11 protein-coding genes are annotated in these 12310 nt (G+C 59.8%); 5 read left to right on the top strand and 6 right to left on the bottom strand.

The window, feature by feature from the left end:
• Window positions 1-89 precede the first annotated feature (89 nt).
• Both RBB75_RS19835 and RBB75_RS19830 read left to right on the top strand, forming a co-directional pair.
• Window positions 90-383: an energy transducer TonB gene (locus RBB75_RS19835; protein ID WP_353069074.1), complete on the top strand. Its 294-nt coding sequence runs from the start codon at window positions 90-92 to the stop codon at window positions 381-383.
• 124 nt (window positions 384-507) lie between these two features.
• Window positions 508-1482: a glycosyltransferase family 2 protein gene (locus tag RBB75_RS19830; RefSeq protein ID WP_179638334.1), complete on the top strand. Its 975-nt coding sequence runs from the start codon at window positions 508-510 to the stop codon at window positions 1480-1482.
• A gap of 30 nt (window positions 1483-1512) precedes the next feature.
• Here RBB75_RS19830 and RBB75_RS19825 read toward each other — a convergent pair whose 3' ends face one another.
• The 4 genes from RBB75_RS19825 to RBB75_RS19810 form a co-directional block, all read right to left on the bottom strand.
• On the bottom strand, window positions 1513-2658 hold the full coding sequence (locus RBB75_RS19825; RefSeq protein ID WP_353069072.1) for an acyltransferase family protein: 1146 nt from the start codon (window positions 2656-2658) through the stop codon (window positions 1513-1515).
• Window positions 2659-2739: 81 nt separating this feature from the next.
• The gene (locus RBB75_RS19820; protein WP_353069070.1) at window positions 2740-3273 is read right to left on the bottom strand and encodes a hypothetical protein; all 534 of its coding nucleotides are present in this window, start codon (window positions 3271-3273) and stop codon (window positions 2740-2742) included.
• A 373-nt stretch (window positions 3274-3646) separates the two neighbouring features.
• Window positions 3647-4684: an LLM class flavin-dependent oxidoreductase gene (locus tag RBB75_RS19815; RefSeq protein ID WP_353070420.1), complete on the bottom strand. Its 1038-nt coding sequence runs from the start codon at window positions 4682-4684 to the stop codon at window positions 3647-3649.
• Window positions 4685-4728: 44 nt separating this feature from the next.
• On the bottom strand, window positions 4729-5748 hold the full coding sequence (locus tag RBB75_RS19810) for an ATP-grasp domain-containing protein (RefSeq protein ID WP_353069069.1): 1020 nt from the start codon (window positions 5746-5748) through the stop codon (window positions 4729-4731).
• A gap of 190 nt (window positions 5749-5938) precedes the next feature.
• On the opposite strand from RBB75_RS19810, the gene RBB75_RS19805 reads away from it, so the two are divergent.
• Window positions 5939-6907, top strand: coding sequence for a quinone oxidoreductase family protein (locus RBB75_RS19805; protein ID WP_353069068.1), 969 nt, complete (start codon window positions 5939-5941; stop codon window positions 6905-6907).
• Window positions 6908-7043: 136 nt separating this feature from the next.
• The gene (locus RBB75_RS19800) at window positions 7044-9443 is read left to right on the top strand and encodes a TonB-dependent receptor plug domain-containing protein (protein WP_353069067.1); all 2400 of its coding nucleotides are present in this window, start codon (window positions 7044-7046) and stop codon (window positions 9441-9443) included.
• A gap of 320 nt (window positions 9444-9763) precedes the next feature.
• Here the strand turns inward: RBB75_RS19800 and RBB75_RS19795 are convergent, their stop codons facing one another.
• Together RBB75_RS19795 and RBB75_RS19790 are read right to left on the bottom strand one after the other, a co-directional pair.
• Window positions 9764-9916 (bottom strand): hypothetical protein, encoded by a 153-nt coding sequence (locus tag RBB75_RS19795; protein ID WP_353069066.1) that lies wholly within the window; start codon window positions 9914-9916, stop codon window positions 9764-9766.
• Window positions 9917-9940: 24 nt separating this feature from the next.
• On the bottom strand, window positions 9941-10816 hold the full coding sequence (locus RBB75_RS19790; RefSeq protein WP_353069065.1) for a VWA domain-containing protein: 876 nt from the start codon (window positions 10814-10816) through the stop codon (window positions 9941-9943).
• Between the two features lie 351 nt (window positions 10817-11167).
• Between RBB75_RS19790 and RBB75_RS19785 the strand changes: the two genes are divergently transcribed.
• On the top strand, window positions 11168-12127 hold the full coding sequence (locus RBB75_RS19785; protein WP_353069064.1) for a hypothetical protein: 960 nt from the start codon (window positions 11168-11170) through the stop codon (window positions 12125-12127).
• The last annotated feature ends 183 nt before the right edge of the window (window positions 12128-12310 follow it).

The raw sequence follows: 12310 nt of genomic DNA, 5'->3' as shown, positions 1-12310 counted from the left end.
AGATTGAGGTTACGCCCTCACCAACTCGTGAGAGTATTTAGCTTATGCGTACAGTCTGGGCCCTTCTTCCGCTTTTTCTCGGAGCGCCCGTGCTCCTGCAGCTGCACGCCCAAAGCAGACCCTCGATCACACCGCCCAGGCTGATCAGCATGCCACCCCCGGATTGCAGGGCAGGGAAGCCCTGCCACAGAACCCACGGCCAAGTCCGTCTCATCGTCGATGTCCTCGAGGACGGCAAAGTAGGCGACATCCGAGTAGAGATTGGGGATGATGCCACGCTGGCCGATGCCGCCACCGCCGCTGCCCAACAGGCCGAGTTTGTCGCCGGCTCCTTTCTAGGCAAGCCGCAAAATATGGATTACGTCTTGAACTTTCGTTTTTAAGCCGTTCCTGGACATTTGTAGGCCTTCGTTCTCGGCGCTCATCGACAAAAAAAACTGGTAGATTCAAATCTTTTGTCCTCCGATCGGCATCCAAAGAACGCAACCCCGGGAGTATCATCATAAAGTGCCGAAGTATTCCATCGTCGTCCCCTTCCATAACGAGGAAGAGAATGTCACCACACTCTACGATCGCCTGAAGGCCGTCATGGAGCACGTCAACGAGACCTTTGAACTGGTCTTTGTCGACGACGGCTCCCGCGATCGCACCTACAGGTTGCTCGAAGAGATCGCTGCGGTAGACAGCCGCGTACTGGTCATCAAGCTCCGCCGCAACTTTGGCCAGACCTCGGCCCTTGCCGCCGGCTTTGACCACGCCCAGGGCGACTTCATCCTCGCCATGGACGGCGACCTCCAGCACGACCCCGATGAGATTCCCGGCTTCCTCGCAAAACTGGAAGAAGGCTACGACGTAGTAAGTGGCTGGCGCTCCCAGCGCGGCGACAACTTCATCATGCGCCGCATCCCCTCACGCGCCGCAAACTGGCTCATGGCTGCGCTCAGCGGCGTCGACATCCACGACTTCGGCACCACCTTCAAGGCCTACCGCCGCGAGGTCATCCAGAACATCCCCCTCTACGGTGAGATGCATCGGTTCATCCCCGCCCTCGCCTCCTGGTATGGCGCCAGCATCTGCGAGATTCCCATCTCCAATCCCGCGCGCGAGTTCGGTGAGAGCCACTACGGCATCTCCCGCACCTTCCGCGTCTTCTTCGACCTCCTCACCATCCGCTTCCTGCTCCGCTATATGACGCGGCCTCTGCACTTCTTCGGAACTATCGGAGCCTTCGGCGTGGTTGCTGGCTTCGGTATGTCTGCGTGGCTTCTCATCCTCAAGATCGTCACCGGCCAGCACATCATGAGCCTCCACGGCCCGCTCTTCGTCATCGCCGGAGTTCTGATCCTCGCCGGAATTCAAATGATGGGCATCGGTCTGCTCGGAGAACTCCAGGTTCGCCACTTTCACACAGCAGCCCACCGCGCACCCTACGCCGTAGACCGCATCCTCCGCCTCCGCTCCGAAGAGAGCCTGATCCAGTAATCCGCGTCGTTCAAGCCAAGCAGCCCCCTGTCAGACTCCAATAACAGGGGCCGGCACTACTCGTCGTCGAGCGGAGATCAACTTGTATCGGCCATTCAGCCACCTAAGTAGTGGCGTTTCCACGAACCAAAAACAGACCATACCCGTCAGAATTACGCACACTAATGCGATCCCTTCTCTCAAAACAAGGGGACCGCTCCTCAGGAACTCTATCGGAATCCTGGCCATGAGTCGCGAGATCATCTCGGTGGAAATCGCAGATGTTAAATAGATGGAATAAGATCCATCCCCAATAGCGACCAGCATCTTGCCAAGCCGGGACCTCACCTGCGGCCCCCAGAAAACCACTCCGCTAACCAGCAACCACGCTGCAATCCCCCACGTCCCCACGCGCAGAAGCATACCTACCCCCAGCAGGACGTTCTGTTCCAGTGCGACGTTCGTCGAAGTGTAGAAAGTCACCAGTCCTGCCGCAATAACTCCTGCAACCAGCATCGCGACACCCGCCTTGCGCTGTCTTCCGAATCTCTGAAACCCAAGTGCCGTAATGTTTCCCATCACAAACTCAAGCAGAATTGGATTCATGACAACCACAAGGCCCGATCGACGGATGCCCAGAAACTGCCCAGCCACCACCAGAAGAACCAGCGCTGCGATCGTATTCCGAACCGCATCTCGTAGAGTGATCCGCAGAAACACAGTCAGGACGTAATAGAAGAACATCTCGAAGATCAGCGTCCACGCCAGACCAATGATCAAATGGATCCGTGGATAAGATAGGCCCGGAAGCAGAAACCAGAAGTCCAGGAACGTGAATCCCGACACCTCACTCGAACGAAGCCATCGAGTCAAAGGGAAGAGGATAACGATCCAGTAGATCGGCAGGATTCGCAGGATGCGCCGGGAGATGAAGTGGAGTGACTCGAATCGAGCATCTCCCGATGCAGCTCTCAACGCGGTCAGTCCTAAAATAAATCCGCTGATGACAAAAAAAATGTCAACGCCGAACATTCCAAGATTTCCAAATCGCACCATCGTCAAACTACCGCTTCCGCCCATCACCTGCATCAGATGGAGCGCAGCCACCAGGATGACGGCAATCGCCCGCCATATCTGAAGGCCTTCGATTTGATGAGGGGTCTTTGAAAGCGGCATGGCGCTGGAGTTGATCGGCAAGCTGATCCTGTTTACTCGGAGGGTAGAGAGGCATGCGGAACCGATGCTGCTCCACCCCCATCTTAGCAAAGTGTCTGAGCCTTAATTGCTTCCGGTCGGTGCAGGTGGCGCCTTCTGCTGCTCTCTCTTCAACTCTTCCTGCGCCTCCCTGGTCGAGTCCTTGAACGCCGCAGCATCCAGATCCTTGGCCAGTTTGTCTTGCTCGACCATCGGATCGGTCAGAGCCTCCAGGTATCCCACAAACTGCTGAACACACTCCTGCTCTGCAGAGGGTTGCTGGCTTTCGTTCAACTTCTTCCGCAGCACATCCTCAAGCCGCAGCGCATCGTCCAGGCTGAATGCAATGGAGACGTACGACGTACGGCTGCGCATCCCAAAGATATCCTCATGCAATCCCGTCTGGCTCACGATCAACCCGTTGCGCGCATTTTCGAAGGATTGCTTCCCACACGTCTCCACAATTGCGGCCGCACCCTCCGCCGCTAAATGATTCGGCCCCAGCGTCTTCGCTTGTGCCTGGCTCGTAAGAGCATTCAGAAGAGCATCGCTTTGGTGCCCCGAGTGACAGCCCTCGATCAGTACCACCATCCCAGCGAGGAGCAAACCACGCCCCACTGCCGCACCTCTTCCTCCACGTGCCCATTCATTCACTGTTTAGCCTCAACCATCCCACGGATCTCCCCGTTGCAAAAAACCGCATGTGCAAAATTCTGCTTAATTCTAATGCCTGATGTCCAGCCCGGCTATACCCTTTCAGAGCTATTCCGTGGCAGAACCCTCCAAGGAACCCTCATCAAGTCCTATTCTTGAAAGGCGGGACTTTAGTCCCGCCGCAATCGAATCGCAGCAACGCGACTTTAGTCGCGGAGGGAATGCTATAAGACTTAATCAGAGTTTCCCTGAAGTAACCGCCTCAGTCGTTTCGCCCCAAAGACCTAAGACCGGTGTCCAGCCATAGCACCCGGCTGACCTCAACCCGGTATGCCCTTTAGACCGCCGCCTCTGCCTTGCTGCCGATCACCTGCGCCCCAAACCGCTCCATCTCCTCCGCCTGCGGACTCGACTGCAGCAACACCAGATCCACCCCCACCGCGGCGAACTCCTCCATCCGCTCCGACACCTGCTCCGGCGTTCCCACAAACCCGCAGCGCAGCCCGCGATTCGACACTGAGTAATCCTTCAACGAGATCTCCGTCTGCAGATTCGACCCCGTCACCCACTGCTCATAGTTCGCATACCCACGCGCCGACTGCTTCACATCCGTAATTCGCTCCACCTCGCGCAGCGCCTCCGCCTCCGAGTCCCGCACCACCGCATACCCCGCCACGCCGAACGTCATCGGCCCCAGCCCCAGCCTCTCCCGCCGCTCCCGCATATCGGCGATCTTCTTCCCCACAGCCTCCGGAGCATCGCCATGCATCAGGTACGCATCGCACTTCGCCGCGATCAGATTCTTCGCCGTCTCCGACTCGCCACCCGCATACAACGTAGGCCGCGGCTTGCTCACTGGCTTCGGCGAAAGCACATTCTCGCGCACATCATAGTAGTTGCCTTTATAGGAAAACCCCTGCGTCTTCCAGCATCCATCCACCACATCCAGCCACTCCGAAGTCCGCGCATACCGGTCATCATGCTCGTCGAAGTGGACCCCATACTTTGTTGCCTCATCCTTCCACCAGCTAGAAACCACATTCAGCGTCAACCGCCCATGCGACATCTGATCGATCGAAGCCGCCTGCTTCGCCAGCAGCGCCGGGTTATGAAACGTAGGCCGCACCGCAACCATCAGCTCCAGTCTCTCGGTCACCGCAGCCAGCCCAGCCGCTGTCGACCACGCATCGAGCGAAGGAGCATCCACACCCTTGATGTCATTCAGATTCAACTCCGCAATCAGAGTCAGATCGTATCCAATTGTCTCGGCCTTCTTGGCCAGGTCGCGCACATACTCCCAGCTGGCCTCCATCTTCTCGTCGTCGACGTTGCGGAGCCACCCACCAAACACCGGCAACCAGAAGCCGTACCGCATCCTCGTCTTTATGCTCCCCGCCTTTGTGCTCCCTATCTCTGTACTCAAAGCCGCGCTCCCGTCAGTTCCGGCACACCAGCCCGGCGCTCATTCACCATCCGCGCCTCCTCCTCCAGCCAATCTGCCAGCTTCACAAATGGATCGAAGCCCACAACCTTCTGTCCATCGGCCACAAAGTTCGAGAGCGCATTGATGTCGTAGTACATCCTCACGCCGTCGCGATCATCCACCATAAACTCCACACCACCAAGCTCGATTCCTGCAGCCGCCATCAGCCGCTCCACCTCCGCGATCACCTCAGGCGGCGCGTCAAAGGCCTCTACCGCCAGCCCATCCTTAGCCGCATCGATCGGGCAAGCCGCACGCTCCAGCTCCACTCCCAACGGCGTCTTGCAGATATCCGCCGGACAAAGATCAAACGTCTCGCCGGTAATATGTATCTTGATCGCGTACAAATACTTCCCGTTCAACACCTCAACCCGAACGATGTACGACCCGCGCGCTGGAACAAACTCCTGCACCAACCCGGTCAAATCCATCCCCAGAGTCAATCCGCCTTCCATCGCCGAAGCCTCCGCCAGGTGCTCCTTCGTCTGGAACTTCACCACGCCGCTTCCACTGCCGCCAATATTCGGCTTTACCACCACAGGGAAGCGCAACTCCTCCGCTGCGGCACTCGCCTGCGACGCTCGGTGAATCACCCGAGCCTTCGGATACCCAAGCCCCAGCGCCTCCAGCATCGAAAGCTGCGCCGCCTTCGACAACTCACTCCGAAAAGCCTTCACACCATTCACCACGCGAACCCCGCGGCTCTCCAGGTGCTCCAGAAACCCCAGCGTGTAAAAGATCTGATCCCCATGACCACGATTCCACGCCGATGGGCTCATCTTGTTCAGTACAACTGCGTACTTCTCCTCCGGATGATCCTCCGGCCCATAGCTATGCTCCACCGCACTCACCTTCACATAGTTCGCCCCGCGCCGATCCAACTCCTCAAACAACAGCTTGAACCAAATCGGCTGCTCATAGTAAATCGCAATAGGCAAAGGCTGACGGCTGGACATAATCTTCTTCAATCCCCTTCAAAAGTTCGACTCAAAACCTACCCCACAGTTACAACGTCGGGGACGGAGGCAAAGCAACGCCACGAATCTGATATCTCAAGTTTAGATGAAGAAACGATATGGGAGCTTCAAATAGGCCACCCAAACCAAAGCCACTCTCTATGCCGCCATGTTGTACCCTAAACCAGCCATGCAAGCCATCCAGATCCACACCACCGGCTCCGCCGACGTCCTCACCCTCACCGACCTACCCACGCCAACCCCCGGCCCCGGCGAAGCCCTCATTCGCATCGAAGCCTCCGGCGTCAACTTCATCGACACCTACTTCCGCGAGGGCCGCTACCCCGCCAAACTCCCCTACACCCTTGGCCAGGAGGCCGCCGGCACCATCGTCTCCGTCGCCCCCGACGTGACCACCTTCAAGCCCGGCGACCGCGTAGCCTGGTGCCTCATCCCCGGCACCTACGCCCAGTTCGCCGTCGCCCCTGCCGCCCGCCTCGTAGCCATCCCTGAAGGCGTCACCACCCAGCAAGCCGCCGCTGCAATCCTTCAGGGCATGACCGCCCACTATCTCCTCCACTCCGCCTATCCCGTCCAATCCGGCGACGAGATCCTCATCCACGCCGGCGCAGGCGGCACCGGCCTCCTCTTCATCCAGATGGCCAAAGCCCTCGGCGCCCGCGTCTTCACCACCGTCTCCAGCGAAGAAAAGGCCACCATCGCCCGCGCCGCCGGAGCCGACGAGATCATCTTCTACACCAAAGAAGACTTCGCCGCGAAGGTCAAATCCCTAACCAGCAACAAGGGCCTCCCCGTGGTCTACGACTCCGTAGGCAAATTCACCTTCGAGCAGTCTCTCCAATGCCTCCGTCCTCGCGGTGTCGCCGTTCTCTTCGGCGGATCCAGCGGAGCCGTCCCACCCTTCGACCTCATCCGCCTCTCCACCATGGGCTCCCTCTTCGTTACTCGCCCCACTCTCAAGGACTACATCGCCACCCGCGCCGAACTCGAACACCGCGCCAAGGATGTCTTCGACGCCATCGCTAACGGCACCCTCAGGCTTCGCGTCGAACACGTCTACCCCCTGGCCGACGCCGCTCAGGCCCATCGCGAGCTGGAGTCCCGCGCCACCACCGGCAAACTCCTCCTAATTCCGTAACCTGATCCCATAGCCTTCCGACCAACGGGAGGACCGAAGCAGCAAGCCTCGCCCAAACAAGGTATACAAGTCACGAAGTGACCGCCCCACGCGAAGTGGGCCCGTCCGGCAGGACTCACGCACTTACAATCAAACCATGCATACCGCGGCGCCACGGAGCGCAATCCACCTCCTCGCAATCGCCGCGCTCCTCCTAACCCTGCCCGCCCGAGCCGTCATCGTAAGAGGCAAAGTCACCACTCCCCTGGGCCTCCCCCTCGGCAACGCCCGCATCCAGCTCATCCAGGGCGGTCGTGTCGTCGCCTTCACCTTCTCCCTCATGGACGGCACCTACGAGCTCCGCAGCGGACTCCCCGGCCGCTTCGTCCTTCTCACCTCCGCCTCGCCCTTCACCCCCAGCATTGGCGACGCCTTCTACGGCGGCCGCATCGCCGTCGTCAGTCGCAACATCGTCCTCGAGTACGCCACCGTCACCCCGCAACTCGCCACCACCTCCACCGCCATCCCCACGCCAATCCAACAAGTCCCCGCAGCCATCACGCTCATCCCCAGGCAAGTCCTCGAAACGCAGATCAACCTGCTCAACGATCTCCGCCAGGCCCCCGGCACCAACGTCCTCCAGACCGGCCAGACCGGAGGCCCCATCGAGCTCTACGTTCGCGGCGGCAGCCCCGACGCCAACAAGATCCTCATCGACGGCATCCCCGCCACCAACCTCGGCGGCCCATTCGACTTCAGCCCCCTCGCCACCACCGCCCTCACCGGCCCCGAGATCTATCGCGGAGCCAACAGCGCCCTCGAAGGCACCGGAGCCGAAGCCTCCATCGTCAGCCTCGGCACCACCCGCAGCAACTTCCTTCGCCCCACACTCGACTACACCGGCGACGCTGGAAACCTCCACACCTACCGCAACGAAGCCATCCTCTCAGGCACCTACAAGAGGCTCGACTACCAAGCCGCCTTCAACCGCCTCAACACCTCCAACGCCCTCCCGCGCGACCAGTTCCACCTCATCACCAGCACCGCCAACATCGGCTATACCATCCTCACTAACACCACCGCCCGCTTCACCCTGCGCAACGCCGACTCCGCCGCTGGCCTCCCACAAGCGCACGACATCTACGGCATCTCCGCCTCCGGCAAACAATCCGATCAGGATCTCTACTCTGGCATCACTATCGAAAACATCCTGGCAGGGAACTGGCACAACCTCGCCCGCTACGGCATCAGTCGCAAGCGCGAACAGGAGCAGCAGTTCGACCAATCACCCGACGCCATCACCTACGGCGACCTCGTCACCCTCCGCGGAGCTAACGGCTACACCGCCACCGGCCAGGCAGCCTTCCTCTCCCCAACCCTCGACAACGTCCACAACCGCGACCAGCTCGACTACCAGACCGACTACACCTTCCCCTACCGCATCGCCGCCCTCTTCAGCTTCCACTACGAAGACGAGCGTGGCCGCCTCTACAATCCCACCACCGGCTTCAACCAGCAGGCTCAGCGCACCAACTTCCTCTACACCCTTCAACTCCAGGGCGACCTCCACCACCGCCTCTTCTACTCCTTCGGCGGAGCCATCGAGCGCAACCACCTCTACGGCACCGCCGGAACCCCGCGTCTCGGCCTCACCTACGTCCCCGTCCTCCCCGGCCACCGTCCCTTCCACGGCACCAGCATCCGCGCCAACATCGCCACCGGCGTACAGGAGCCAACCCTCGAAGACCAGTTCACCAGCCTCGACACGCTTCTCGCACAAACCGCCAACCAATCCGCCATCGCCACCTACAACATCCGCCCTCTCGCCGCCCAGCGTTCCCGCACCTTCGACCTCGCCGTGGACCAGAACATCCTCAACCAGAAGCTCATCCTCAAGGCTGGCTACTTCCACAATCAGTTCAGCCATCAGCTCGAGCGCCTCGCCCCCAACGACCTCGAGCAGTACTTCAGCATCCCCGCCAACATCGCGCTGCAAGTCCCTGACGCCTCGCTGAACTCCCTCGCCTACCGTACGCAGGGCCTCGAACTCGAGCTCCAGTATCAGCCCCTCACGCACCTCTTCCTGCGCGGCGGCTACACCTACCTCGCCTCACTCGTCGAGCAGTCCTTCACCTCCGACAACGTCGCCCCAGCCTTCAACCCTGACATACCCGGCGTCCCCATCGGAGCTCTCTCTCCCATCGTTGGCAACCGCCCCTTCAACCGCCCGCCCAGCACCGGCTTCTTCGCCGTCCAATACTCTGCCAGCAGATTCTCCGCCGCCATCAAAGGCGCGCTCGCCAGCCGCAGCGACGACTCCACCTTCCAGCTTCACAACGACCGCAACGGAGGCAACACGCTCCTCCTCCCCAACCAGGACGTCGACTTCGGCTACGCCAAGCTAGACCTCAACCTTCTCTTCAGCGCCACCCGCCACGTAACAGTCTTCACCCAGCTCGACAATCTCCTCAGCCAGCAACACATCGGCCCCATCGGCTACCCGGGCCTGCCGTTTACCATCCGCGCCGGTCTGAAGATCCGCATAGGCGGCAACTAGAGTCGTCCTTCATGGGGATCTGTTCTCCTCCCACACCCAAAAACACGTCATCTTGACCGAAGCTGTTCACTGTCTCACCGTGAGCAGCGCAGTGGATTGCGGCCACAACTCTCGGTTGCAGCGGACCGATTCGCGCTGCTGTATCCGTCAAGACCCGTATTTGCTTTTGCTATTGCCGTTGTTGTTGACGTTGCCTTTGTTGTTGCCTGCTCTTCGCAGTCATCCTGAACGGAGTGAAGGACCCCGACACATTCCACCGACCCATACCGTTCGAACCTTCCAACCTAAGCATCCAAAGTTTCGCTCCCCCACAGAGACCGTCATCTCGACGGCTCAGACGCCCAATAATTGCTCCGCGCCGACACCAGCAGCTCCGGATGATGACCCAGCCGCACCTTGATCGTATGCAGCCCCGGCTCCGAAGAAGTCGGTGTAAAGCTGAGTACGTAGCTGTTATGAAGATGATTCGTCAAAACGCCAAGATCCTGCGTCAACTCCTACGCATTGTCAAAGCTGCTCCACTCGCCCCCGGACAACGTCGCAACCTCAGCCGAAGTATTCTTGCTCATCGCACCGAGGATCAAACGCAGTGGCTCGCTCAGGTTGAAGTAAGCAATCAACTCCGCGGGGCTTCCCGTATCTCCTCCTTTTGGATAAGTTCCAACTGTAGGCGGTGTTACATTCCCAACAGCAATCGGTTTTGTCTTGGGCCCTGGTTCCTTTAACTCCTGTCGTAGGGCCGTCTTCTCCGCTGAAAACGTGACGCTGTAGATCGCGGTATTTGTCTCGCCCAGCTCCCGCACAACATCCTTCAACGGAGTCTTGCTCCCCACATCGTGCCCCTGGCTCAGCAATAGAATGGCGCGACGATTGTACGTAGGGCGCTTTTGTAACAAATCAAGTCCATATGCGATGCTGTCGAAGATCGCAGCTCCTCGATCCCCCACATCAGGATGATCGATCGCATCGCCCCACTCCGCAACGTTTGTTGTAAAAGGCGAAGCCGCCTCCGGCTGACTATCGAAGTTCACAATCGACACCTCGTTCGGAGCTTCGCCCAGCAGCGAAGCAATCATCGTGTCGAGATGCGCATAACTCGAAAACTGTCCACGAGCATCTCCGCCCGTCTGCATCAGCACCACCAGCGACAGCGGCCGCCTCGTCTCCTCTTCCAGCGTCACCTTCTGCGGAACTCCATTGTCGGTCAGCACAAAATCTTCCGCCCGAAGCGAGTACACCAGATCTTTGTCCGGCGTCTGCACAAGAGTCGGAACAACCACCAGAGTCGTAGTGGTATGCAGCGTCGTCTGCGCCAGCACAGTGCTGCTCAAAGAAGCAAGGAAAACAACGGTTTTGCGGAGCCCTAACATCATCGTGTCTGAGTTAGACGAGCCAGTGGTGTGTCAGGACGGAAAAACCAGTAAAAAAGGTCCTGCCGGACGGGCCTCCTGCGCGGAGGGCGGGCGTTCGCACGCCTCTTTAGAGCTTCGCGTAGTCCTCCCGTTGGTCGGAATCGTCTTTCTTCGCAACCAACGGGAGCGCCTAGCGAAGCGGTATACAAGTCACGAAGTGACCGCTCCACGCGAAGTGGGCCCGTCCGGCAGGACCGCGCACCAAAAAACGCAACCAAACATGTCTCCCACGTGTTTCCATCATGTATGTTCTTTCCCTCCCCGCATCGCCCAGCCTCACTGCACCGTCTAACCTAACGAAGGGAAACAAAAATGACCCGATATCTGCTCGCACTAACCCTCCTGGCAGCGACCACAGCAAGCACAATCCACGCCCAGGAGAGCCCCGCCACCACCCAGGCTCTCGTCGCATTCGACAGCAAAGCCCCCGTCAGCCCCACCGCAAAAGATCTCACCCTCAAGGTCGACAATCGTGTCAGCCCACTTACCAACCTCGCCGCCATACCCCCTGGCGGAGCCCAGGTCGCCCTCCTCATCGATGACGGCCTCCGCACCAGCGTCGCCCGCGAGATGAACAATCTCCGCGCCTTCATCACCAGCCTACCCGCTGGCACCGAAGTCTTCGTCGGCTACATGCAGAACGGCAACGTCGTTCCCGGCACCGGAGCCTCAGGCTTTACGTCGAACCTCGCCGCTGCAGCCCAGAGCCTCCGAATTCCCAGCGGCATCCCCGGCTCCAGCGCCAGCCCCTACTTCTGCCTCTCCGCCTTCGTCAAGAACTGGCCCGGCCAGGCCGAAAATCAGGTCAGCCCCGTCCAGCGCACAGGCCCCGTCCACAAGCCACGCTTCGTCCTTATGATCACCAACGGCGTAGACCCCTATAACGGCAGCACCAGCCCACTCAACCAGAACAGCCCCTACGTCGACGCCTCCGTCACCGACGCCCAGCGCGCCGGCGTCCCCGTCTACTCCATCTACTTCAGCGATGCCGGCTTCAGTCGTGGCCGCGGCAGCTTCAGCGGACAAAACTACCTCGCCCAGATGGCAGAAGGAACCGGCGGCCTCTCGCTCTACCAAAGCACCGGTCAGAACCCTGTCTCCATGGCCCCCTACCTCAAGCAGTTTCAAGAGGCCATCGCCCGAACCTACGTCGCCACCTTTCCCGTAGACGCCAACAAAAAACTCGTCAGTCTGAAAACGTCAACCGACCTCCCCAAAACCAAACTCCGCGCCCCAACCCAGGTCCGCCCCGGAACCGTCGTCGCCAACTAACGCAAGGTGTCCTGCCGGACGGGCGCCCTGCGCGGGCAGCGGCCACTTCGTGACGCGTATACCGGTCTTGGCCAACCAGACAGCATTGCTCCTTCCGTTGGTCGGCACGAACTCCTGTTCGCGACCAACGGGAGCGCCAAGCGAAGCGGTATACCCGCCACGAAGTGGCCGCCGCCCGCGCAG

Origin of the sequence: Tunturibacter empetritectus (assembly GCF_040358985.1) — a bacterium.
Classification (GTDB): domain Bacteria; phylum Acidobacteriota; class Terriglobia; order Terriglobales; family Acidobacteriaceae; genus Edaphobacter; species Edaphobacter empetritectus.
Note: the sequence above shows the minus strand (reverse complement) of the source record. Positions and strands in the feature narration are given on the sequence as shown.

Coding starts and splice junctions, on each gene's coding strand:
- RBB75_RS19815 (WP_353070420.1), bottom strand. CDS start 4,684: ATGCGGTACGGCTTCTGGTTGCCGGTGTTTGGTGGGTGGCTCCGCAAC.
- RBB75_RS19810 (WP_353069069.1), bottom strand. CDS start 5,748: ATGTCCAGCCGTCAGCCTTTGCCTATTGCGATTTACTATGAGCAGCCG.
- RBB75_RS19805 (WP_353069068.1), top strand. CDS start 5,939: ATGCAAGCCATCCAGATCCACACCACCGGCTCCGCCGACGTCCTCACC.
- RBB75_RS19800 (WP_353069067.1), top strand. CDS start 7,044: ATGCATACCGCGGCGCCACGGAGCGCAATCCACCTCCTCGCAATCGCC.
- RBB75_RS19790 (WP_353069065.1), bottom strand. CDS start 10,816: ATGATGTTAGGGCTCCGCAAAACCGTTGTTTTCCTTGCTTCTTTGAGC.
- RBB75_RS19785 (WP_353069064.1), top strand. CDS start 11,168: ATGACCCGATATCTGCTCGCACTAACCCTCCTGGCAGCGACCACAGCA.